Here is a 24,458-nt window from a genome sequence, read left to right as displayed (position 1 = left end):
GAATAGAAGATATCACATCTTTTTTTGTGGTTTTAATCAAATGCTAAGTATTTTACGCAAGATTTTGGGTAATTTTGTCGAAATTCATAACTTTTAAGTGGTTTTTATGTTTTTGATTGTCATTTTCTTATTAATGTGCCATACTTTTTATTATTAGTATGACATATTAAATGATGAGGTGACAGTATGGCAAAATTAGTATACGCATTCGATGAAGGACATAAGGACTTGAAAGATTTGTTAGGTGGTAAAGGCGCAAACTTATCTGAGATGAAGCGCTTGGGCTTACCTGTTCCTGATGGTTTTACAATCACAACAGAAGCGTGTATCGACTACCTGCAACGTGGTCAATCATTGTCAGATGAAGTAAAAGCACAATTGACAGAGCAGTTACAAGCATTTTCGGAACGCACTGGTAAAGCATTTTCTTCAGATGAACATCTATTACTTGTGTCTGTTCGTAGTGGCGCTAAAATCTCGATGCCAGGTATGATGGATACAATCTTGAACTTAGGATTGAACGATGAGAATGTTGAAAAGTTAGCTGAAAAGACAAATGATGCACGATTTGCTTATGATTGCTACCGTCGTTTACTCCAAATGTTCGGCGAAGTTGTTTACAATATCCCGATGACGGCGTTTGATACATATTTTGATGGTTATAAAAAAACGCACGGGTATGTCAATGATGCAGATATTCCAGCAGATGGTTTGAAAGAGATTTGTAACCACTACAAAGAAGTCTATGTTGAGAATGTGTATAAGCCATTCCCACAAGAACCAATCGACCAACTGTTAGAAGCAGTTGAAGCGGTCTTCAAATCATGGGATAACGATCGTGCACGTGTTTATCGTGACTTAAACGATATTCCACACGATATCGGCACAGCTGTAAACGTACAAGAAATGGTGTTCGGTAACAGTGGTCCAAAGAGTGGGACAGGTGTTGCCTTTACGCGTAACCCTGCGACTGGTGAAGCGAAGTTGTTCGGTGAGTACTTATTAAATGCACAAGGTGAGGACGTTGTAGCAGGTATTCGTACGCCACAAGATATTGATACACTAAAAGAACAATTGCCTGATGTTCATGCAGCATTTGTCAAAGTATCGGAACAACTCGAAGCACATTACAAAGATATGCAGGATATCGAATTTACAATTGAAAATGAACATCTCTACATTTTACAAACACGTAATGGTAAGCGTACTGCAAAAGCTGCGATACAAATTGCGGTTGACCTTGTTGCAGAAGGTGTGTTGACGAAAGAAGAAGCGGTGACGAAGGTTGATGTGAAATCGATTGATACGCTGTTACACCCAACATTCAAAGAAACAGCGTTGGAAGAAGCGGAAGTGGTTTCTAAAGCAGGATTACCAGCGAGTCCAGGTGCAGCAACAGGACGTGTTGTATTCTCAGCTGATGATGCGAAGATACGCGCTGAACAAGGGGAGAAAGTGATCTTAATGCGTCCTGAAACATCACCGGAAGATATTGAAGGTATGGTCGCAAGTGAAGCGATTGTGACGACACATGGTGGGATGACATCACATGCTGCCGTGGTTGCACGTGGTATGGGTAAATGCTGTGTGACAGGTTGCTCAGACTTAGAAATTGATACGGTCAACAAGACGGTAACATATGCTGGTGGAGTGATTCACGAACTAGATGAAGTATCTGTTGATGGTGCGAATGGTGACATTTATATCGGTGTTGTTGAAACAACAAGTGCTGAACATAGTGAAGCTTTCGATCAGTTTATGTCATGGGCAAAAGAAGTGGCACGCTTAGACGTCCGTATGAATGCTGAGACTAAACCAGATATCGAAGCAGGTTATCAATTCGATGCAGTGGGTATCGGACTGGTTCGTACAGAGCACATGTTCTTCGGAGCAGAGCGTCTTGTGGAAATGCGTCGATTCATTCTGTCATCAGATCACGAAACACGTATTCAAGCGTTGAACAAGATTCGTGATTATCAAACAGAAGACTTTGAACAAATCTTCCGTTTATCCGGTGAGCGTCCAACGATTGTTCGTTTATTAGACCCACCATTGCATGAGTTTTTACCAAAAGCAGGTGATGAAGTACGCAATGTAGCGCAGCAACTTGATATCTCTGAGCAACAATTGAACAAGCGCATTGCGGAGCTGCATGAAACAAACCCAATGTTAGGACATCGTGGTTGTCGTTTAGCCATCACGTACCCTGAATTGTATGTAATGCAAGCAGAAGCGATTATGGGCAGTGTGGCACGTTTACAAGAAGAAGGGATTCATTGTAAACCAGAAATTATGATTCCACTTGTTTCAACGGTAGAAGAATTTAAATTATTGAAAGCACAAATTGTTGATTGTATCGACAAACTTGAAAAACAAACAGGTCAATCACTCACGTACTTGATTGGTACAATGATTGAAACACCTCGTGCATGTATGGTTGCGGGCGCATTGGCAGGGGAATGTGACTTCTTCAGCTTTGGTACAAATGACTTAACGCAATTGACGTACGGTTTTTCACGTGATGATGCAGGTAAGTTCATCAATGAGTATGTCACAAATCAAATCTTAGCAGTGGATCCATTCCAAACAATTGATGAAGATGGTGTCGGTGCATTGATTGATATTGCGGTTACTCAAGCGAAATCGGTGAAACCAAGCATTAAGATTGGTGTCTGTGGTGAATTAGGCGGCGATCCAAAATCAATTGGTTACTTCAATAACTTAGCAATTGATTATGTCTCATGTTCGCCATTCCGTGTGCCGGGTGCCATTCTTGCGACAGCACAAAGTGAGGCTGAGAGAGGAAGATCATAGTGAGCAAGAAACAAGTAACAATTTTTATTGTGTCGGATGCTTTAGGTGAGACGGCACAGCGTATGACGCAAGCAGTTATGGGACAATTTCCTAACCTTGATGAAGTGACAATTAAAAAATTTCCATTTATTAAAAGTGAAGATGATTTGCGAACAATCTTGGCATTAGCCCTAGAAAAGGAAGCGATTGTTGTAACGACGATTGTTTCACGCAAATACAATGAAATGGCTAAAGCGTATACAGAAAAACATCACATTCAGTACGTCGATTACATGACTGATTTTATGAATATGGTGCAAGAGAAGACGGGCGTTGAGCCTGTCTCCGAAACAGGTATGATTCATAAACTGGATGACGATTATTTTAAACGTATCGAAGCAATCGAGTATTCTGTCAAATATGATGACGGTAAGCATTTTACAGATATTGGTGAAGCGGATGCGCTCATACTGGGCGTATCACGTACGTCTAAAACACCCCTCAGTATGTATTTAGCGAATAAAGGTTATAAGATTGCGAACATTCCGCTCGTTCCGGAAGTAGGTATTCCGGACGAAGTGTTCAAACAAAAAGACTTAAAAGTTTTTGGTTTAACAGCCAGTCCGCAATATATTATGAATATCCGTACAGAACGTGTGAAAGTGCTTGGGATTTCGGGGAAGGCAACATATAACGACTTGGCACGTATTAAGAAAGAGTTGGCTTATGCAGAAGAAGTATTCGCAAAGCTTAATGCGACGGTTATTAATACGGAATACCGTTCAATTGAAGAATCTGCTTTTTATATTGAGAAGTTTTTACAAAAATAATATCGTTGAAATAGAAAAACAGCATGTCCCTTATTCAGGGGAACATGCTGTTTTGTGTTGTAGTGAGACTATTTAACGCGTCTACTACGATTGTCTGTTGTTGGTACTATGAAGTATACGACTGCGAACGTAAGGACGGCGATAAATGTGACTGTGGCTGTGATCGCAGGGTTTAAGCTGAATAGTACGGAAGACAATGCGCAAAGTGTACTGATAACAATCGCAAGAAGATAGATAAGTTCTTTTAGCTTCTGTGTCATCTTATGAATCACCTCTTTATTCAATTTAATCATACCAAATGAAAGGAAATATTCAATGTTTACACAGAATTTTCATAATATTTTTTTATAAAAAAGATTGTGGTATATTGATTGCATGTTTATAGTATGTTATAGTTCTATAAATTACGGTTAAAAAACACTTTATCGCTTTAACGTAGAAAGGGTGAAAGAGTTGCGAAAAGAGTCGCAGTGGAAAACCTCAACAGGATTTATATTGGCAAGTGCCGGTTCAGCGATAGGATTAGGCGCCATGTGGAAGTTTCCGTATATGGCGGGAATGTACGGTGGCGGTGCATTTTTGTTAATGTTTCTATTATTTACAATATTAGTTGGACTCCCTTTATTGATTATGGAATTTATTGTCGGAAGGGTTGGCCGTACATATACAACAGAGATATATAGTAAATTAACGAATAAGAAATGGTTGAACATTATTGGATGGAATGGGAATATCGCCGTCTTTGTATTATTTGGTTTTTATAGTGTTATTGGCGGTTGGATTGTTATTTATATCGGTATCGTATTGATGCAATTATTACACGTACTGCCATCTGGTTTGACAGATATTGCGTTTGAATCAATTATTAGTAATCCCGTTTACACAATTATGGGACAATTTATTTTTATCGGGCTCACATGTGCAATTGTGATGCTCGGTGTAGAAAAGGGACTTGAGAAAGCATCTAAGATTATGATGCCGCTACTCTTCATCTTTTTGCTTGTGATTGTCGCAAAATCACTATCATTAGAAGGTGCGTCAGAAGGCGTTCGTTTCTTATTCCAACCACGTACTGAAGATATCACGATGGAATCTATGCTGTTCGCCTTAGGACAGTCATTCTTCGCCTTATCACTCGGTACGACAGGGATGATTACATACGCAAGCTATGCTTCTAAAGAGATGACGATTAAATCATCAGCGTTGTCGATTGTAGTCATGAATATTTTTATTTCTATTTTAGCAGGTCTCGCTATTTTCCCTGCGCTACAAGTATTTGGTTACGAGCCGACGGAAGGACCTGGCTTATTATTCAAAGTTTTACCGCTCGTATTTGATAAGATGCATTACGGGACATTGTTCTATTTTACTTTCTTAATCTTGTTCTTGTTTGCTGCATTAACATCTTCTATTTCATTATTAGAATTAAATGTTTCAAATTTAACACGCAATGATAACTCAAAGCGCTCACGCGTTGCATTATTAACAAGTCTTGCTGTATTGATTATCAGTATCCCAGCTATGCTATCATTTGGGTCATTAAGCCATATCCAATTCGGTGCAGGAACCATTTTTGATAATATGGACTTTTTAGTATCTAATATTTTGATGCCACTTGGTGCGCTCGCAACGACACTTGTTGTTGGACAGTTGCTCGATAAAAACTTGCTCAAACAAGGATTTGGAAGCGATCGCTTTAAATTTTTCTACCCATGGTATGCATTGGTCAAGTATGTCTTACCATTCGTCATTCTAGCGGTATTTATTTTACAATTATTATAAAACATTCAGAGAAAAACACTTCCACCAAATGCGATGGAAGTGTTTTTTAGTTATAATGATGATGTTTTTCAGGAAGTTGACTCGTATGTGCAAATGTACTCAAGTCTTGAATCATCTGTTGGCTTAACTGTATATCATGGGCATTCACAGTGGCTCCTTGTGCCGTCATAATATCAAGTCGACCAAACCAGAACAGAATGTCTAATATATGATACGCACTCTGATATGAAGTGTGTGTTGGATGTACCCAATCAAAGATATATGTGTAGACGTCTGTATGTTGTTTCAGTGTTTTGAGATAAGCCTGAAAAGGCCTGTGGAAGTAATGATGTGTAATATAGTCACGCTGTTGTTGGGCTGTTTGAATGTCATGCGTTGCCGGTTTAGGAAGTCCTGCACGTGTCGTAACCTTTTGAAATTGTTTAGTATCTAACTTTTTATGTTCATTTTTAATATAAATATCACCTTCTGCTGACGTTACACCCATCCATATCGGACACGGTAAAGGGGCATTTGCCTGTATAGGCATTGTCTCTGTGTTAACAGGCTGATAGAGCAACTCAAGTCCTTTTGACTTGCCATACTGTGCTTGGTGTTGTGCCATGAGTTGTAAAATAGTCTCCGACGACAGTGTTTCCCAAGATGTCTCAGAGGCGATATTCGTTTTTAAAGCTTGAAATGTCTGTGCTTTTTGTTTGGCATATTCAGCTGTGTCAGGTTGTAAAATGCCGCTCATCAACACAGCGTTATTTACAAGTGGTTGGACGCTTGGGAGTTGCAGCAAAGCTTGAATACTCATAGCGCCAGCAGATTGACCGACGAGTGTAATGCGTGTTGGGTCACCACCAAAAGCATTGATGTGTTGGTGTACCCAGCGCAATGCACATATTTGATCGGATAAACCATTGTTGCTATTCCACGCAGCATTGATGGCTGACCAATCAAGGAAACCGAGTGCACCTAATCGATAATTACACGTGACGACGATGACAGGTTGTTGTTCGACAATGGCTTTTGGCTGATAGAGGTCTTGTGTGCTATGTCCATTGATAAAACTTCCACCATAAAAATAGAGTAAGACGGGCAAAGGTGCGTCCTTGCTATGTTGATTGGGTCGCCAAATATTGAGTGTAAGGCAATCTTCACTCTGTTCATATGTTTGATGATGGGTAGAGAAGAATGATTCGAGTGTATTCGGTGGTTGAACTGGAATGGCACTAAATCGTCGTGCATCACGAACGCCTTCCCACGATTGTGTCCAAAGTTCAGCATGTCGGAAACGTCGCTTACCGATGGGAGGTAATGCATAAGGAATCCCTTTAAAGCTATCACTCTGTTCGTGTTGCACACCTTGAATTTTCCCCAATGTCGTTCGGATAACTACCATATGAATACTCCCTTCTATTAATTCGTGTTGATACGTATATCTCTTATGAATAGTGTAACGCATATTCGATTTAAAGTGTGAATAGTGATATAGAGAGTGTATAGATTGAAATATTGGAAGACTTCGCCTATAATTCTTATTAATCAACTAGGTTTTGTAAAGGGGTCTATGCTGTGAATACGATAGATTTAATAGGTCAAACACCATTAGTGCATTTGCGACATTACAGTACAGAAAATGTTCGTATTTTTGCAAAGTTAGAGATGCACAACCCGGGTGGTAGTGTCAAAGATCGTCTCGGGAAACACTTGATTGAACAAGCAATTGCACGCGGTGACTTGCAACGTGGCGGTCAATTGGTCGAAGCAACGGCAGGTAATACAGGTATCGGATTAGCACTTGTGGCAACTCAGTATGATATTCGATGTGTAATCTTTGCGCCGGAAGGATTTTCTGAAGAGAAGATAGAGATTATGCGTGTGATGGGTGCAACGATATATCGCACACCACGAGCGGACGGGATGCTAGGTGCACGTCAAGCGGCCAAGCAATTTGCAGAAACGGAAGGTGCATATTACACGAATCAATTTGAAACACAAGATAATCCAGCCGCTTATAAAGAAACATTGGCACAGGAGTTGATACAGGCGTTGCCGTCGATGAATTACTTTGTGGCAGGTGCTGGTTCAGGTGGAACGTTCTCAGGTGTTTCAGAAGTACTCCAAGTACACGGTGTCAAATCCGTTGTTGTTGAACCGACGGGCTCTATTTTAAGTGGTGGTGAGAAGGGGAAACACGATACAGAAGGTATTGGTGTTGAAGTATGGCCGCCGTTTTTAGAGCCATCATGGATTGATTGTGTGGAAGTAGTGCCAGATGATATTGCTTTTCGTCATGTGCGTGAATTAGCTAGAAATGAAGGATTACTTGTAGGGAGCTCTTCTGGTGCAGCATTAGAAGGTGCATTGCGTGTCGCTAAGCGCATTGAACAAGGTGATATCGTTGTCGTATTCCCTGACGGTAGCGATCGTTATATGTCAAAACAGATATTTCAATATGGAGGCGTTTAAGTTATGAATAAAAAGACATTACTCATTCATGGAGGTAAGACAACAGACCCATACACAGGAGCGGTGACAACCCCCATTTATCAAACGAGTACATACGAACAAGATGGGATTGGCTCACTTCGTCAAGGATATGAATATTCACGTACGGCCAACCCGACGCGTACAGCATTAGAATCTGTGATTGCGGATTTAGAGCACGGCAAACACGGCTTTGCATTTGGATCTGGTATCGCCGCAATCAGCGCAGTCATCATGTTATTGGATCAAGGCGATCATGTTATCGTAGGATCAGATGTCTATGGTGGGACATATCGTGCAATGACAAAAGTATTTGAACGATATGGTATTTCATTCGACTTTGTAAATACAACAGATGTACAAAACATTGCAAATAAGATTCAACCACAAACGAAGATGGTCTTCATCGAAACACCATCTAACCCGTTATTACGTATCACGGATATTCGTGCTGTCAGTGAGTTAGCACGTAAACATGATCTGCTAACAGTTGTAGACAATACGTTTATGACACCATACTTCCAAACGCCACTTACACTCGGTGCGGACATCGTTGTTCACTCTGCAACGAAATATTTAGGCGGACATAGTGATGTCGTGGCAGGTCTTGTAGCTGTATCAGATGATGCCCTTGCAGAACGTATTGGTTTTATCCAAAACTCTACGGGTGGCGTACTTGGACCACAAGATAGCTATTTATTGATACGTGGAATTAAAACACTAGGCTTGAGATTAGATCAAATTGAAAAGAATGCGTTGGCAGTGGTGTCTATGTTGGAAGAACATCCCAATGTATTAAACGTATATCATCCAAGTCAAAAAGATCATTTGAATTACGAGATACATCAGGCGCAATCTGAAGGAACACCAGGCGTAGTTTCATTTGAAGTGGCAGATGTCGAGCAGGCAAAAGAATTAGTCACAGATACACGTTATTTCACATTAGCAGAAAGTCTAGGTGCTGTGGAAAGCCTTATTTCGGTACCGAGTTTGATGACGCATGCATCTATCCCGGCAGATATTCGTGCGAAAGAAGGTATTGCGGATGGGTTGGTAAGACTCTCTTTAGGTATTGAAGATACAGAAGACCTAGTGGCGGATTTGAAACAAGCATTGGACGCATTGACAACAAAATAAAGATGATGAAATATTGATTGAAAAGCGTTGAGAAGAGCTGGTTGCCAGTTTTTTTCAGCGTTTTTTAATTGTGTCGCAAGCGACCATATTTCACACAAGCTTATTATTTCCAGAAAGTGATCATAACAGAAGATATTGCATGTGAAAAGGCGTTATTTTTTTAACCGTTGAAAATAAAGGAATCCTAGCGTGTTTTTTTAACATGTGTCCCATTTCGACAGTATTTTGTAATAAGAATGTTATATAAATGGTATATATTTTCACATGTACGACGTGTATAATGAAAAAATGTAAAATAGTTACGTTAGGAGAGAGAAACTGTGCGGAAAAAAGTAATTGCAGCCGTTATCGGTACATCAGCCATTTCGACAGTGGCTGCAGTGAGTGATGCAGAAGCAGCTACATATCGTGTGCAAGCAGGCGATTCATTATGGTCCATTGCCACGAAACATCAAATAAGTATTGCACAACTGAAGTCATACAATAACTTGAACTCAAACTTGATTTTCCCTAATCAAGTGTTACAAGTATCTGGTGGCAGAACAGCCGTGCGTCAAACAAATCAAACGAACAATCAAAGAAGTTATACTGCAACAAATGGAACATATACGGTCAGAAGTGGTGACTCGTTATCAGCGATTGCAGCACGCTATGGTACAACGTATCAAAATATTATGCGTTTAAATGGCTTGAATAACTTCTTAATTTACCCGGGACAAAAGTTAAAAGTAACTGGAACGGCTACGAATCAAACAACGACGCAAAGTGCTAGACGTACTAATACGAATACAAGTAACGGAAATGGATCATATTACACGGTACAACCGGGCGATTCATTAGCGTTGATTGCGTCGAAATATGGAACGACATACCAAAATATTATGAACTTGAACGGTTTGAGCGGTTTTCTGATCCATCCGGGACAAAAGTTAAAGGTTAGTGGATCAGCAGTATCGAATCAAACGGTACAACGTCAAAATACAACTACTGTCAATACGACGAATGGGTCTTATTATACGGTACAACCGGGTGATTCATTGGGATTGATTGCGTCAAAATATGGTACGACATACCGAAATATTATGAACTTGAACGGCTTAAATAGTTTCTTGATTTTCCCTGGACAAAAGTTAAAAGTGACTGGAACGGCAACGGTTTCTCAAACGCAAACAACAACGACAAATTATGGCACGTCACCTGTTTTTAATCATAAAAATTATTATGACTGGGGACAATGTACGTGGCATGTATTTAATAAGAGACAAGCAGCAGGACGTGCAATCAGTGCATATTGGTGGAATGCCAATACATGGGATAATAATGCTGTAAGAGATGGTTATTTAGTAAATAATCAACCGGCAGTTGGATCTATCTTACAATCTGATCTTGGTTACTATGGACATGTTGCTTATGTTGAGCGTATCAATAGTGATGGTAGTATTCTCGTATCAGAGATGAATTATAGCGCAGGACCAGGCGTGTTGACATATCGTACGATACCAAGTTATAGCGTACGAGCATTTAAATATATTCATTAACATGAAAAGCAGTCAATCTCATCACATAGAGATCGACTGCTTTTATCATTATTGATTCTTGATAGATTTGAATTTATCAGCTTGTGCACGTAATTGGCGGCTGAGTGAGAATAGTGACCAAGCTTTGACGAATTTGTTTTTGGCACGAAATGATAGATAGAAATCTAACAACATATCGGCAGAACCAAGTCCTAGTGATAAATAACTTAGTTGTTTGTTTTTTGAGCGATAAACGTAGTAGTTATAGCTATCTAGTGCGATTGTTGTACCAGATAAAACAGTTGATAAAACGCTCAATCCTTTTTGTGATTTTTTAGCCATTTCAATGTCACTCCTTATAACTTCAATAATCTTGGGTACAGTATAATATATATCCTTTTTTAAATATTGTACACATAGTTGTTGTATTTTTTACTATTATACGGCTATTTATGACATGATATAGTGAAATACGTGTATATTGATGACAATTTTGTTACGATTAAAGTATCGTATAAAAGTAATATCTCGTCAAATAGGTAACTAGCAACTACTATAATGACATAGCGAATACGATATCGTGTGATTGTAGAACAATATCACGAAAGAAAAGAGGAGTGACTCAAATGAATAAATATATGAAGATGCTTGTTGCGACAAGTGTATCAGCAGGATTGTTATTAGGTGGGGTTTCAGTGTCATACGCTGCGGATAAGTCAACACATACTAACAAAAAGGCAGAACAAAAACCGTATTACAGTTACAAAGGAACATTTAATCACAAAAATAATAATGCGTTGAAAGATAAATACTTCTATCAAGGATTAGCGGCAGACAATTTCAAATATGAAGGTTTAAAAGTTGGTCAATCAACAAAAGCAGATATGGATAAAGTGCTTGGTAAAAATGTGAAGTCGATTGGAACAGAAGCAGGCATTGCATATTATGAAAAGAATGATGTCATTTTAGGATTTGATAAAAATCAAAAATTGGTAGACTTAGTGCTTAAGATTGATAAAATTAAAGATAATAAGAAAGATATTCAAAAACATGCAAACAAAGAAGCATTTTATGATACAGATACAACACAAGTTTCTTTCTTCCCGAATGAAGTCGTTACAATCTCAGCGAAAGATCGTGTGGTTGTAAAATAATAATAAAATCGCACCACTACATACAAACGTGTAGTGGTGCGATTTGTTATTAGAAGTTAATCAAAGATTTGAGTGCATCTGGATTGGTATGGGAAGTGAAGATAATGGTTTGATCACATCCACGAATAAATCCACTCTTATGTTTATGACCAATCATAAATGTATTGCTGAAGCGGAATAAGTCATATTGATAATCTTTCAATATTTGATACAAGTCATGTACAGAATAACTTTGACGTTCTTTCTTCATAAATCGTCCGGTAAGGTTAATCGATACAGATGGGTTGAAATCATATTTCTCAATTAATTGACGTGTATACTGACTTCTATTTCGAAAATTTTTAAATAAACGATCTGACAATTCGTATAGTACAGACGGATGTGGACTATTTGTAGCATATTTCAAAAGCTCATATGTCGATATAGGTCGTCCTGTATAGAATGTTTCGTTGTTTGTTCCCCATTCCTTGAGTGGTTGTGTTATGTTCTCTATGTTGTTGTCCATTGCATATAGATAGAAGATAAATGGACCTATCCCATCAATTGTCATTGAATTGTTAGCGTTATGCGCACGAGTAATCTCGAGCGTATCGTTATCAATAATGAGATAACTCTCTCCTAAGCGTGACATTTCATCAAACAACTCTGCTTGTTGATATTGAGTACGATTGGCTGATAGGATGTGCGGTAGTTTTCGAGCAAGCACAGGGAAGTCTGTACCGCCACTGGAAGACTTCAATAATGTCAATGAATCTTCATTACATAAAAACTTCAAGTCATTAATCATTGTTTCAATACTTGCATACCATGAGATGTTTTTGTTTTTCACTTGACCGACGACAGGACGTAAATCGTTATTCAAGCAGAGAATGTAATCAGCATTTGATTCTGATAACACAGGAACCAGTTCTTCATGGACTGCTCGTGCTTTATCTCCTAAGTCACTAATCTGACCGATTGCGATGATTTTATTTCCTTTGAAAAATTGTGTTTGACTATCAAATGCTTTGATAGCGTTAATCATTGCTGGTAATGAAGCGTTGTGTGTATCATCGATAAGTGTTAATTGATGATGTTGTGCTTGAACTTGTTTCATTTTGAGTATTTTTGAGAATGGTTGGAAATCTTCTAATGCTTTAGGGTTAATTGATATACCGAGTTTTTTCAATGTGAGTAATGCAGCAAGTGTATTAGAAATCATACCTGAACTAATCGTATTGAGTTTGTATGTTTCAACACTGTCAGCTTCTGAGATACCGAATTGAATATATCCTTTTTGGTATTGGATGAACTCCGGTGTAAGGTCAGCATGAGATGACGTAACTGTCGAATACGTAAAAACGTGTTTTGTCTGTTTTGTTGCTTGTTCTTTCAGATAGTCAACGAATAATGTATCGCCATTGATAATGGCAATCCCATCTTCGGATAAACCATTAAAGATACGTGCCTTCAGTTGTGCAATTTCTTCTATGCTTTTGAATGATGAAAAGTGTGCTGCGCCAATCCCTGTCACAACGGCGACGTCAGGGCGTAAGTTCACGGCAGTATCCTCAATATAATTGATGGCGTTGAGAGATGTTTCAATCACCGCAAAGTCAGGATTTTTAATCAACTTCAACATGTTTGAATAGATTGCACCACGTACATTGTTATTCCCTCTATTCTCTAACACATGATAATCTTGCAAGAGTGAAGCTGTAATCATACGTGTAGAACTCTTACCCATTGAACCAGTGATTGCGATGAGTGGGTTTGTATATTGATTACGAATATAAATTGCTAATTTTTTAAAAGATGCAACAGAGTCTTCGATAATAATTTGTGGAATTGGGTGATGTAATCCTTCTACTTCTTTTTCAGTGATGATTAGTCCAATGTCTTCTTGTTCAAGGTTGATTAGATCGTTACCGTCTGGTGCATTTTTGCCTCTACCTAAAAAGCGAGACCATGTTTTTTTATTTGGTGAAAAGAATGCAGTGCGTTTTGAATCCACATAGTTAAAAATAGTTTCGAAGTCATCGATAATATTATTTTCATTATGTTGATCCACGTTAATTGTTTTGCCATTAAGGATGTTATTGATTGCTTTAATAGTTAACATAGATAAATATACCCCTAGAATATAAGTTTTCAGTGTTGATTATAGCATATTGAATGGGTTTTGAAGCGCCGAATATACTTTTGTATAAAATTTTTACACAAAATCAATAAGAAGTAGTAACGAAAAAAACTGCATAGAGATGAGACGTAAGAAATTTATACTTTGGGATATACCCCGAAGTATAAATTTTGTCTTAATCTCAAGCAGTTCGTATCATCTAAGTTTGAGGAGAAGTCATTCAATTATTGTTTTGTCGTGTGAGCAAGGTCGCTGTCATAAAAGCTGTAATAGGGATACATATTGCAATCGCAATTCCACCAAGTGCAATCGTGATGATTTCTTGTGTGAAGAGTTTGGTATTTATCAGATGCTCTAAGCGATAATCTAAGTTAAAAAACCAAAACAGTAATGTTAGAGATCCGCCTAAAAAGGCGAGATAGATTGTATTTGCAGAAGTCGCTAGAATTTCTCTACCAACACGCATACCAGAAACAAAGAGTTGTTTTCGTGTTAACGTAGGGTTTGTCACGTGCAACTCATATACAGGTGAACTGATTGTGATAGCCAGATCAATGACTGCTGCAATAACTGCTAATATGACTGTAAATATCATGAATTGCGTCATATTAATACCGATATTTAAAGAATACACATATGTTTCGTCTTGTTCTTCAGGTGTGAACCCTTGTAGATGTCCAGTGTGCACTGAAAAATAAATGGCTGCCAACATGAGTAGCGTAGTGAAAATACTCGCAATAAAGGCGGCAACCGTTTTGATATTTACGCCGTTCAGAAGAAATAGATTGACTGCTGCAATTAACAGGCTGAAAACGAAACACATAATATAAATTGGTGCACCGAACACAATGAACAACAGTGTGATAAATAGAATAATAAAGTTCAAAAACAAAGTGAAAAATGAAACGACACCTGTTTTTCCACCAAGCAGGCTCATCAAGATGAATAGGATGAGCATCAGAATCAAAATTGCGTTCATTGGATGTGCCCTCCTTTCCATCGATGCCAAATCTGCATAAGAAGAATGGTAAGTGGCACAGTTAATACGATACCGATACCACCTGTGATCGCACGACATATTTCAAGAGACCAGTTCATTGAAATGCTGTATGTCAATGTGTTGCCATTCTTTAAAAATAATAACAACATTGGAAGGCTTCCTGCTAAATAAGAAAATAATAAAATATTCGTCATCGTCCCCATAATATCTTTTCCAATATTTTGACCAGCTTTAATCCAACGTTGTGTTGGAATCGATGGTGTGCGCTGTAAAATCTCATACATTCCACTGGATATCGTGATGGCAACATCCATCACCGCACCAAGTGTACCAACTAACACAGAAGTTAGAAAAATCATTTTAGGTTGTACCGTTAAAAAACTCATCGTCTCATATTTGATTCCTTGACTATTGGTTAAGGTAATGACGAGCCACGCAATACCAACGCAGATAAATGTACCGAGTATGGTACTCGCAATCGTCACAACCGTCCGTGACTGCCACCCAGTGACGAGTGCTAGCGTTAGACTCGTTGCTACAACAACTGCAATACTCATCAAAAGAAATAGGTTTAAGTTTGGATTTTGGTTGTATAACCATACAGCAACTAGAATTGCCCCAGTGTTCATCATTAATGAGACAATTGATTGTAGTCCGATTCTTTGACCGATGACAAGTAAGGAGAGTATGAATACACTCAGTACTGTCACAACAAGTGTATCTCTTTTCTTTTCCACTACATAAGCTTCATTTGTTGAAGCATTGATATGTAATAGAAGTCGATCTCCTACTCGGTATGGCTGAGCTTCAGTATGAGAGGCATTGTACTGATGTTCCACCTTCAAAGTCGCTCCTTTTTGAGCAGTGTTCAACAGTTTGACTGATAATTGGTCTGTATAGTGTGTGTCACGATTATGCTGTTCATCAACTGTTTTTTTACTGTGATGCGATGTTACTTTTGTCACTTCTCCAATAGGTACTTGATAAAAGGATGCATTGTAATAAGTGAAGCTGACAAGTCCAATAGTTAATGCGAGACAAATACCGATGATGACATGCCATGGGTTTCGAAATAATCGATGAATCAATGGAAGTCGCTCCTTTTATGAACAAAATACAAATGAATAAAATAAGCGTATCTTAGTAATGAGTGAATATCAAATGTGAGCCACAAAAAAGTATGAAAAAATTTGAAAATAATGTTGACATTATATGGGAGCTATTATATTATGGTTATTGTGTTCGAGATACGGAGGAATACCCAAGTCCGGCTGAAGGGATCGGTCTTGAAAACCGACAGGGGCTTAACGGCTCGCGGGGGTTCGAATCCCTCTTCCTCCGCCATTATAAGTAAAATCCAAGACTAATAGATAAAAATCTGGATGATCCCAGAACACAGAAGAAGCATCTCATAACGATATGAGATGCTTCTTTTTTTATGTTTAAAAACGGTTAATATTGATTATAAAAGTATTAAATCATATTAGTTCTATATATATTTATTATTAAAACTTTAATCAATATAGATTTTTCAATGGATAGACATAGGCTATTTTAAGACATCATGCTTTTATTAACCGTTGCAGAAATCCTTAAATACTTGTAAAGTATAGTAAATGGGATTAAAAGGAGAAAAGGTATGACGCTAGAAAATAATATTCAAGCACTTGTTAAAAAAATCGAACAAGAGTCGTTGGCGTATGACTATGTTTTCATTAGTTTAGGTGTTCCAGATAGGAAAGCACAAGTCAGTTTATTCAAAAATCGTCGTCATCTTGATCGCGATATTCATAAATATTGTCAAAAGTTTAGATCGAAAGTAGGCAAGTTTCCAGAATGGATTAAGGTTGATATCGTAACAGAAACAGAACCGGTATTATTCGATGATGTGGCAGAAGAATTAGTGCGCACACGACGAAACTATATAGATTTTGGTATCGCATTAGATAAAAACTGGTATTTAACATTTTTGCCAGAAGAGATTAATGCGAATGCCTTTATTCGTCCTGAAAAAGGGACATCAAACATGTATTTATCAGAAGACAATATCAACAATTATTTGAAGAAATATACAGGTCATCGTCGCAAATTTAGCATTGCTGCATATAAAGGTGAGACAGTTACAAAATTCTATACACAAGGGTTCGTTTTTGATGGAGATGGTATTTATCGACTTCACAATAAAGGTTATCAAAAAAACCTTCGTCAAATAGAAGATTTAAATGTTGAGATGGATCGCTTAATCGCTCATAGTACGACATTTTTAGAAGGTATGTTACAAGAAGATGGGCGCTACATTTATGGTTACTTCCCACATTTTGATAAGACGATTAACTTCTATAACATGTTACGTCACTCATCATCAACATATTCATTGGTAGAAGGCTTATCATACTTAGGTAAAGACTTAAAGCCAGTTGAACGTGCGATTGAGTACATTATTAAACATTATATTGCAACGGATGAGACGGGTGCACAATTTGTCTTTGATGATACGAAAGATGTTAATGAGATAAAACTCGGACAAAATGCTGCGTTTATTTTTGCGGTGTGTGAGTATTTAAAACATGGCGGCCAAAACACAAGCTACTTGAAATATGCACAAAGTGTTGCAGAAGGTATATTGAAGATGATTGATCCAACTACGGGTGAAACGGTGCATATTTTAAATTACCCAGACTTCTCAGTTAAAGAGAAATACCGTATCGTTTATTATGATGGGGAAGCAGCACTCGGTTTATTGCGTTTGTATCAACAAGATCATGACGAACGCTGGTTGAAAACGGTGCAAACATTATTTGAGCACTTCATCAAAAATGATTATTGGAAGTATCATGACCACTGGCTTGGGTACTGTACGAACGAATTAGTTCAAGTGACACCACATGAGAAGTACTTCAGATTTGGTATCAATAACGTAAGTTCATATTTAGATTATATGAAACAAAGGGAAACAACCTTCCCGACGTTCCTAGAGATGTTGATGGCAACGTATCATTTAGTTGAAAAGGCCAAAGCATCAGGATACCAATATTTAGTTGATGAATTATTAGATGAAGAGAAATTTTTAGATACGATTCATACACGTGCAGACTATGAGCGCACAGGCTTTTTCTACCCTGAAATTGCAATGTATTTCAAAAATCCAAGTCGCATTTTGAATAGTTTCTTTATTAAGCACCATGGTTATCGTGTACGAATTGATGATATTGAGCATTACTTGTCAGGATATGTACAGTATCAGCATGTATTTAAAAAATAGTAGTAAGGAGTTAGTCAGATGACAGAAGAAAAAGTAAGGGACCATGATGTCGTCGATGAAAAGCATGAAGATCCGAATGAAGCAATCAACAAAGAGATTGAAGCTGAGCTACTTGCTTATTTAGAAAGTGGAAAAGATAAGGAAGAAAAGAAAGAAAAAAAGAAATATAAATCAGCGATATTTATATCAACGCTCATTATTTTAATACTTTATTTAACGAAATTGAGCAAAAAGATGTTCTTCATATATTATGGCGTTCTAGATTTTATATTATAAGATAAACGAAGCGTTACATTCTGAAATCATGAGTGTGACGCTTTTTTGTATCTTCAAGAAAATAAATAGTGCAAACGCATGTAATGATCAAGACATGATTGTGCAAGATATAAAGTTCACATAACGTTCTCAAAGAAATGACAAATCAGTTAACAGCTTAGTTGTGAGTTGAAAGCACTATATATAGTATCTAAAATGAGTGTCAGACACTATATGTAGGAAGAAGCGTGAAAATATGAATCAGTTAGAAAAAGACCTTAAAGGACTGATCACAAAAGATCCGGCAATTGTGAATGAAAATGCAAATAAAGACAGTCAAACATTTGCGACGATGCGTGATTTGACTGCCGGGGTTGTTTCAAAATCATACGGTTTGATGTATCTGTTGCCACAACACGTAGCTGCAGCACATCAATCAGGAGAGATTCACTTTCATGACTTGGACTATCATCCTTTTCAACCACTCACGAATTGTTGCTTGATTGATGCGAAAGATATGTTGGCACATGGATTTCAAATAGGCAATGCACATGTAACATCACCGAAGTCTATTCAAACGGCGGCAGCACAACTTGTACAAATGATTGCGAACGTATCGAGCAGCCAGTACGGCGGTTGTACGATTGACCGAATCGATGAAGTGCTCAGTGAATATGCGATACATAATGAACGTAAACATCGTGCAATGGCTGAAAAGTACGTCCGCAAAGAAGACGTCGAAAGCTATGTCGATGAACAGGTTACGCAAGATATTTTTGCAGCGATTGAAAGTTTAGAATACGAAGTGAATACACTCTATACTTCTAATGGGCAAACACCTTTCGTGACATTTGGTTTTGGCTTGGGCACGGATGAGATGAGTCGTAAAATCCAACAAGCAATTCTACAAACACGCATTAAAGGATTAGGAAAAGATCGTGTGACAGCCATTTTCCCAAAACTCGTCTTTTCTATTAAGAAAGGGGTTAACTTTGCTCCAAATGATCCCAATTATGACATTAAGCAATTAGCGTTAGAGTGCTCAATGAAGCGGATGTATCCAGATATTTTGAACTATGACAAGACGGTTGAACTTTTAGGAGATTTCAAGGCGCCGATGGGTTGTCGTTCGTTCTTACCCGCTTGGCAAAATGAACAAGGCGAGTATGAGAATAGTGGACGTTGTAACTTAGGAGTTGTGACATTGAATTTGCCGCGTATCGCTCTGGAGTCAAATGGCGACCAGGCACAGTTTTGGTCACTCTTCAAAGAACGCATGCGTGTTTTGCATGATGCGTTGGCGTTTCGTATTAAACGTGTGAAGCAAGCTGAACCGAATAATGCACCAATCTTGTACAAGCATGGTGCGTTTAAATATCGTCTGCAAGAACAAGATGATGTGTTTACATTATTTGAAAACCGACGTGCGACAATCTCAATGGGGTATATCGGTCTCTATGAAGTGGCGACTGTGTTCTATGGTCCCGACTGGGAGACGAACCCAGAAGCCAAGGCGTTTACGATTGATATTTTAAAGGCGATGCGTGACTATCAACATGCTTGGACCGAGCAACACGATGTATGGTTTAGTATATACAGTACGCCAAGTGAATCATTGACTGATCGCTTTTGTCGTTTAGATTATGAACAGTTCGGAGCGGTGCCCGATGTAACGGATAAAGGCTATTATCAAAATTCCTTCCATTATGATGTGCGCAAAGATGTGACACCGTTTGAGAAGTTAGATTTTGAACAAGACTATCCATACTATGCGAGCGGTGGTTATATTCATTACTGCGAGTATCCGAAGTTAGATCACAACAAAAAGGCGTTAGAAGCGGTATGGGATTATTCGTATGATCGTGTCAGTTACTTGGGAACGAATATTCCAATCGATCATTGTTATGACTGCGGATTTGAAGGTGACTTTGATACGACAGATACAGGCTATCGCTGTCCGAACTGTGGTAACCAAGATCCTGAAACGGTCGATGTAGTGAAAAGAACGTGTGGCTATCTTGGTAACCCAGTACAACGTCCGACAATTGAAGGACGACATAAAGAGATTTGTGCACGGGTAAAACATATGAAGGTGCCAAAATCATGAAAGGTACGCCAATAATACAAGGATCAGGTTATGTTGCCAAAATTGAAACGCATAGTTTTGTAGATGGTGAAGGGGTTCGTTGCAGTCTTTACGTATCAGGGTGTCCATTTCGTTGTCCAGGATGTTACAATGTCGCAGCACAACATTTTCGCTATGGTGAACCCTTCACAGATACCATCGTTGATGAAGTGATTGCAGCTTGTGAGCCTTCATATATTTCAGGGTTGAGCATTCTCGGTGGTGAACCTTTCTGCAACTTAGCAGTCATTGAACCGCTTATCCGTGCTTTTCGTCATCATTTCGGTCATGCGAAAGATATTTGGGTGTGGACAGGGTATCAACTCGAGTATTTGTGGCGTCAAGATGATGAACGCAAAGCACTTCTTCAAGATATCGATGTTCTTGTGGATGGCATGTTTGTACAACATCTCTATCGTCCTAACCTTGCCTATCGTGGATCGTTGAATCAACGGGTGATTCATATACCGACCTTTGGCGAAACATTATCAATAGGAGATGCAATCTATGTTGAATAAACTTCTCGGAATTTGAAAAAGATTGGTTGACTTTCGGAATTTTCTGATATATGATAGCGTTACATTTAAAAGTAACAGGTGACAATAAATATATCTTATCAAGATTGGTGAAGGGACAGGCCCTATGAAACCAGGCAACCTATTGAGTTAGGTGCTAATTCCTGCAGGTGATATAAACCTGAGAGATAAGCCTTTTATAATCAAATCAACTATTGATTATACGAATAGATGCACGCAGGGAATCTTGATATAATTTGAGATTTGCCTGTGTGCTTTTTATTTATAGGAGGAAATCATATGACGGAATCATTCGAATTTGAAACATTACAATTACATGCAGGACAAGAGGTAGATGCAGTGTCCAAGTCACGTGCCTTACCAATTTATCAAACGACTTCATTTACATTTGATGATACAGGGCATGCGGCGAGATTGTTTGGCTTGGAAGAAGTAGGTAACATTTACACACGATTGACAAATCCAACAACGGCTGTGTTAGAGACACGTGTTGCGGAATTAGAAGGTGGCGTTGCGGGTGTTGCAGTGGCGTCAGGTATGGCAGCAATAACGTATGCTATCCAAGCTGTCGCACAAAACGGCGATCATATCGTAGCGAGTGACAAATTATATGGTGGCACACATACACTTTTCAGTCATACATTGCCTAAGTTTGGCATTGAAGTGACATTAGTAGATACAACGAACGTGGAACAAATTGAAGCAGCAATCCGTCCAAATACGAAAGGCCTTTTTATTGAAACAATCGGTAATCCAGAAGGGAATATTGATGACTTTGATGCTTTAGCCGCTGTGACAAAGAAACATGGTATTGTGCTTATTGTCGATAATACATTCGCATCACCATACTTGTTCCGTCCGATTGAACACGGTGCGAATATTGTTGTTCACTCAGCAACAAAGTTTATCGGTGGTCACGGCACATCAATGGGTGGTGTCATTGTGGACGCGGGTAACTTTGACTGGGACAATGGTAAGTTTCCAGGATTAACTGAACCAGATCCGTCATATCATGGTCTTGTATTTCATCAAACATTTGGTGAAGTCGCGCTCGCATTCAAAATTCGTACGACACTATTGCGTGATACAGGCGCAGCGCTGTCACCATTCAATGCCTTTTTATTAACACAAGGCTTAGAGACGTTATCATTACGTGTTGAACGTCACGTTGAAAACGCAGAAAAAGTAGCACGTTATTTAGAAGCACATGATCAAGTAGCATGGGTAAAATATGCTGGTTTAGAATCAAACGAATACTATGAAAATAAACAGCGATATTTACCAAAAGGTGCGGGATCTATCTTTACATTTGGCGTGAAAGGTGGTTATGAAGCAGGTAAACAGTTCATTGAAGGATTGGAACTGTTCTCATTACTCGCTAACGTAGGAGATGCGAAGTCATTAGTGATTCATCCAGCATCCACAACACATCAACAATTAACAGAAGAAGAGCAACGTGCTGCAGGTATTGAGCCGGAAACGATTCGCTTGTCTATCGGTATTGAACATATCAATGATATTATCGCTGACTTAGATCGTGGCTTTGCGGCAATTCAATCATAAAACACAAAACACTTCAGATTCCCTTCACACAGGTTTCTGAAGTGTTTTTATGTGTGTAATTCAATAAAATGAGCATTAAAAAAGTTGACAAATGAATAAAAAACGTCATTGCACATTTGTCTAGGCTCATGTATAATTCTAATCGTAATGATTACTATTTGAAGGAAGGCGTCTAATAAATGAAGAAAAGTTTAAAAGTAGTAGCGACAGCAGCACTTACAAGCTCGTTATTAGTAGCATGTGGTCAGTCTGATGATAATAAAGCTTCTTCAGGCGACAAAATGAAAGTAACAACAACAGTTTATCCGCTCCAATCATTTGTTGAACAAATCGGTGGGAAACACGTTGAAGTGGATTCTATTTATCCTAAAGGTGCGGACTTACATAGTTTCGAACCATCACAAAAAGATATTATTAACGCAAGTAAATCAGATGTGTTCGTATATACAGGTGATAATTTAGATCCAGTTGCTAAAAAAGTAGCTGGTGCGATTAAGAAGGACGATCACAAGTTATCTCTTGAAGATAGCCTTGATAAGTCAGAGTTGTTAACAGATCAACACGAACATGGGCATGAGCATGAAGGCGAAGAGCACGATCATGACCATGAAGCTGAAGGTCATGACCACGAAGCAGAAGGACATGAACATGATCATGAGTCAGATGAACACGGTCATGCACATCACCACCACGGCGGTTACGATCCACACGTATGGTTAGATCCAAACATGGATGAAGCATTTGTTAAAGCAATCCGTGATGACTTAAGTAAACGTGACCCAGAACATAAAAAAGAATACAAAGAAAATGCTGACAAGTTATTAAAAGATTTAGATAAACTTGATAACAAAATGGAAAAAGCAACAGAAGGTCATGAAGGTCATGCGGTATTCGTATCACATGAATCACTTGGCTACTTAGCAGACCGCTATGGTTTCGTTCAAAAAGGTGTTCAAAGCTTGAATGCTGAAGACCCATCACAAAAAGAGTTAACTAAAATTGTAGATGAAATTAACGAAACTGGTGCGAAATACATCTTATACGAAGAAAATGTTGCGAACAAAGTAACAGACACAATCCGTAAAGAAACAGATGCGAAACCATTGAAGTTCAACAACATGGAAGCTGTATCTAAAGATCAAGCAAAAGATGCAACTTACCAAACATTAATGGACGAAAACATCAAAAATATTGAAAAAGCATTAAACGATAAGATCGAAGTTGAAGATGAAAAAGCTGCTGACAAACACTCAAAAGCAATTCAAGACGGTTACTTCAAAGATAGCCAAGTGAAAGACCGTGAGTTATCAGACTATGCGGGTGAATGGCAATCTGTATATCCATTATTAAAAGATGGTACATTAGATGAAGTATTCGAACATAAAGCTGAAGAAAAAGGCGACAAATCAGCAAAAGAATACAAAGAGTACTATGATGTGGGTTACAAAACAGACATTGAAAACATCAAAATTACAGATGACACAATAACATTCACAAGAAATGGTAAATCTGTAACAGGTACGTACAAATATGACGGTAAAGACATCTTAGATTATGAAGGTGGTAACCGTGGTGTTCGTTACACGTACAAATTAGAAGGTGAAGCTTCTAAAGACTTACCGAAATATGTACAATTCAGCGACCACAACATTGCACCAGTTAAAACAGGTCACTACCATATCTTTATGGGTAACGACCGTGATAAAGTCTTAAAAGAATTAGACAACTGGCCAACATACTACCCTGCTGACCTTTCTAAAGAAGAAGTAAAAGATGAAATGTTAGCACACTAATATTGAAATGAGAACACCTATGATGGGAAATGACCCTTCATAGGTGTTTTTTACAGCTGATTAAAGATGCAATTAAGCATGTTATAATTGTATTGATACTAGAAAGGTAAGGAGTGT

Annotated in this window: 19 protein-coding genes, 1 tRNA gene and 1 riboswitch; of the genes, 14 read left to right on the top strand and 6 right to left on the bottom strand. The window is 38.3% G+C overall.

Annotation, left to right across the window (positions count from 1 at the left end):
- Nucleotides 1-186 precede the first annotated feature (186 nt).
- Nucleotides 187-2,814, top strand: coding sequence for a pyruvate, phosphate dikinase (gene ppdK, locus C7J88_RS06920; RefSeq protein ID WP_095118033.1), 2,628 nt, complete (start codon nucleotides 187-189; stop codon nucleotides 2,812-2,814).
- Entirely contained in the window at nucleotides 2,811-3,623 is an 813-nt protein-coding gene (locus C7J88_RS06915) for a pyruvate, water dikinase regulatory protein (RefSeq protein WP_095118032.1), read from the top strand. The genes ppdK and C7J88_RS06915 overlap by 4 nt, the downstream gene beginning before the upstream one ends.
- 68 nt (nucleotides 3,624-3,691) lie before the next feature.
- On the opposite strand, the gene C7J88_RS06910 is transcribed toward C7J88_RS06915, so the two are convergent.
- Nucleotides 3,692-3,883: a hypothetical protein gene (locus C7J88_RS06910; RefSeq protein ID WP_095118031.1), complete on the bottom strand. Its 192-nt coding sequence runs from the start codon at nucleotides 3,881-3,883 to the stop codon at nucleotides 3,692-3,694.
- A gap of 193 nt (nucleotides 3,884-4,076) precedes the next feature.
- Here C7J88_RS06910 and C7J88_RS06905 point away from each other — a divergent pair, with 193 nt between their 5' ends.
- A complete protein-coding gene (locus C7J88_RS06905; protein WP_095118030.1) occupies nucleotides 4,077-5,405 on the top strand; it encodes a sodium-dependent transporter in 1,329 nt (442 codons plus the stop codon).
- Nucleotides 5,406-5,451: 46 nt separating this feature from the next.
- Here C7J88_RS06905 and C7J88_RS06900 read toward each other — a convergent pair whose 3' ends face one another.
- Nucleotides 5,452-6,792 (bottom strand): carboxylesterase family protein, encoded by a 1,341-nt coding sequence (locus tag C7J88_RS06900; protein WP_095118029.1) that lies wholly within the window; start codon nucleotides 6,790-6,792, stop codon nucleotides 5,452-5,454.
- 173 nt (nucleotides 6,793-6,965) lie between these two features.
- Between C7J88_RS06900 and C7J88_RS06895 the strand changes: the two genes are divergently transcribed.
- From C7J88_RS06895 to C7J88_RS06885, 3 genes are all read left to right on the top strand, one after another.
- Nucleotides 6,966-7,862: a PLP-dependent cysteine synthase family protein gene (locus tag C7J88_RS06895; RefSeq protein WP_095118028.1), complete on the top strand. Its 897-nt coding sequence runs from the start codon at nucleotides 6,966-6,968 to the stop codon at nucleotides 7,860-7,862.
- 3 nt (nucleotides 7,863-7,865) lie between these two features.
- Nucleotides 7,866-9,017, top strand: coding sequence for a bifunctional cystathionine gamma-lyase/homocysteine desulfhydrase (locus C7J88_RS06890; protein WP_095118027.1), 1,152 nt, complete (start codon nucleotides 7,866-7,868; stop codon nucleotides 9,015-9,017).
- 548 nt (nucleotides 9,018-9,565) lie between these two features.
- A complete protein-coding gene (locus C7J88_RS06885) occupies nucleotides 9,566-10,555 on the top strand; it encodes a LysM peptidoglycan-binding domain-containing protein (protein WP_308671359.1) in 990 nt (329 codons plus the stop codon).
- Between the two features lie 48 nt (nucleotides 10,556-10,603).
- Here C7J88_RS06885 and C7J88_RS06880 read toward each other — a convergent pair whose 3' ends face one another.
- Complete coding sequence (locus C7J88_RS06880) at nucleotides 10,604-10,876, bottom strand: hypothetical protein (protein ID WP_095118025.1); 273 nt, start codon at nucleotides 10,874-10,876, stop codon at nucleotides 10,604-10,606.
- Between the two features lie 284 nt (nucleotides 10,877-11,160).
- Here C7J88_RS06880 and isaB point away from each other — a divergent pair, with 284 nt between their 5' ends.
- Complete coding sequence (gene isaB / locus C7J88_RS06875) at nucleotides 11,161-11,688, top strand: immunodominant staphylococcal antigen IsaB family protein (RefSeq protein WP_095118024.1); 528 nt, start codon at nucleotides 11,161-11,163, stop codon at nucleotides 11,686-11,688.
- Nucleotides 11,689-11,737: 49 nt separating this feature from the next.
- On the opposite strand, the gene C7J88_RS06870 is transcribed toward isaB, so the two are convergent.
- The 3 genes from C7J88_RS06870 to C7J88_RS06860 form a co-directional block, all read right to left on the bottom strand.
- Nucleotides 11,738-13,789, bottom strand: coding sequence for a Mur ligase family protein (locus C7J88_RS06870; protein WP_095118023.1), 2,052 nt, complete (start codon nucleotides 13,787-13,789; stop codon nucleotides 11,738-11,740).
- A gap of 238 nt (nucleotides 13,790-14,027) precedes the next feature.
- The gene (locus tag C7J88_RS06865; protein ID WP_095118022.1) at nucleotides 14,028-14,786 is read right to left on the bottom strand and encodes a YibE/F family protein; all 759 of its coding nucleotides are present in this window, start codon (nucleotides 14,784-14,786) and stop codon (nucleotides 14,028-14,030) included.
- A complete protein-coding gene (locus C7J88_RS06860; protein WP_095118158.1) occupies nucleotides 14,783-15,892 on the bottom strand; it encodes a YibE/F family protein in 1,110 nt (369 codons plus the stop codon). The genes C7J88_RS06865 and C7J88_RS06860 overlap by 4 nt, the downstream gene beginning before the upstream one ends.
- Nucleotides 15,893-16,058: 166 nt before the next feature.
- On the opposite strand from C7J88_RS06860, the gene C7J88_RS06855 reads away from it, so the two are divergent.
- The 7 genes from C7J88_RS06855 to adcA all read left to right on the top strand — a co-directional run bounded on the left by C7J88_RS06855 (nucleotide 16,059) and on the right by adcA (nucleotide 24,341).
- A tRNA-Ser gene (locus C7J88_RS06855) sits at nucleotides 16,059-16,151 on the top strand.
- Nucleotides 16,152-16,446: 295 nt separating this feature from the next.
- Entirely contained in the window at nucleotides 16,447-18,069 is a 1,623-nt protein-coding gene (locus C7J88_RS06850; protein WP_095118021.1) for a poly(glycerol-phosphate) alpha-glucosyltransferase, read from the top strand.
- Nucleotides 18,070-18,087: 18 nt separating this feature from the next.
- Nucleotides 18,088-18,345 (top strand): hypothetical protein, encoded by a 258-nt coding sequence (locus tag C7J88_RS06845; protein WP_095118020.1) that lies wholly within the window; start codon nucleotides 18,088-18,090, stop codon nucleotides 18,343-18,345.
- 211 nt (nucleotides 18,346-18,556) lie between these two features.
- Nucleotides 18,557-20,431 carry an anaerobic ribonucleoside-triphosphate reductase gene (gene nrdD / locus C7J88_RS06840; protein WP_268233733.1) on the top strand — a complete coding sequence of 625 codons (1,875 nt, stop codon included), beginning with the start codon at nucleotides 18,557-18,559 and terminating at the stop codon, nucleotides 20,429-20,431.
- Nucleotides 20,428-20,967 (top strand): anaerobic ribonucleoside-triphosphate reductase activating protein, encoded by a 540-nt coding sequence (gene nrdG, locus C7J88_RS06835; RefSeq protein ID WP_095118018.1) that lies wholly within the window; start codon nucleotides 20,428-20,430, stop codon nucleotides 20,965-20,967. Before nrdD ends, nrdG begins: the two co-directional genes overlap by 4 nt.
- A 92-nt stretch (nucleotides 20,968-21,059) precedes the next feature.
- Nucleotides 21,060-21,159: riboswitch (SAM riboswitch) on the top strand.
- A 105-nt stretch (nucleotides 21,160-21,264) separates the two neighbouring features.
- Complete coding sequence (locus C7J88_RS06830) at nucleotides 21,265-22,548, top strand: O-acetylhomoserine aminocarboxypropyltransferase/cysteine synthase family protein (protein ID WP_095118017.1); 1,284 nt, start codon at nucleotides 21,265-21,267, stop codon at nucleotides 22,546-22,548.
- 179 nt (nucleotides 22,549-22,727) lie between these two features.
- Nucleotides 22,728-24,341 carry a zinc ABC transporter substrate-binding lipoprotein AdcA gene (adcA, locus tag C7J88_RS06825; protein ID WP_095118016.1) on the top strand — a complete coding sequence of 538 codons (1,614 nt, stop codon included), beginning with the start codon at nucleotides 22,728-22,730 and terminating at the stop codon, nucleotides 24,339-24,341.
- Nucleotides 24,342-24,458: the final 117 nt, after the last annotated feature.

Origin of the sequence: Staphylococcus muscae (assembly GCF_003019275.1) — a bacterium.
Taxonomy (GTDB): Bacteria; Bacillota; Bacilli; order Staphylococcales; family Staphylococcaceae; genus Staphylococcus; species Staphylococcus muscae.
The sequence above is the reverse complement of the archived record's forward strand: the minus strand, read 5'-3'. Positions and strand labels throughout refer to the sequence as shown.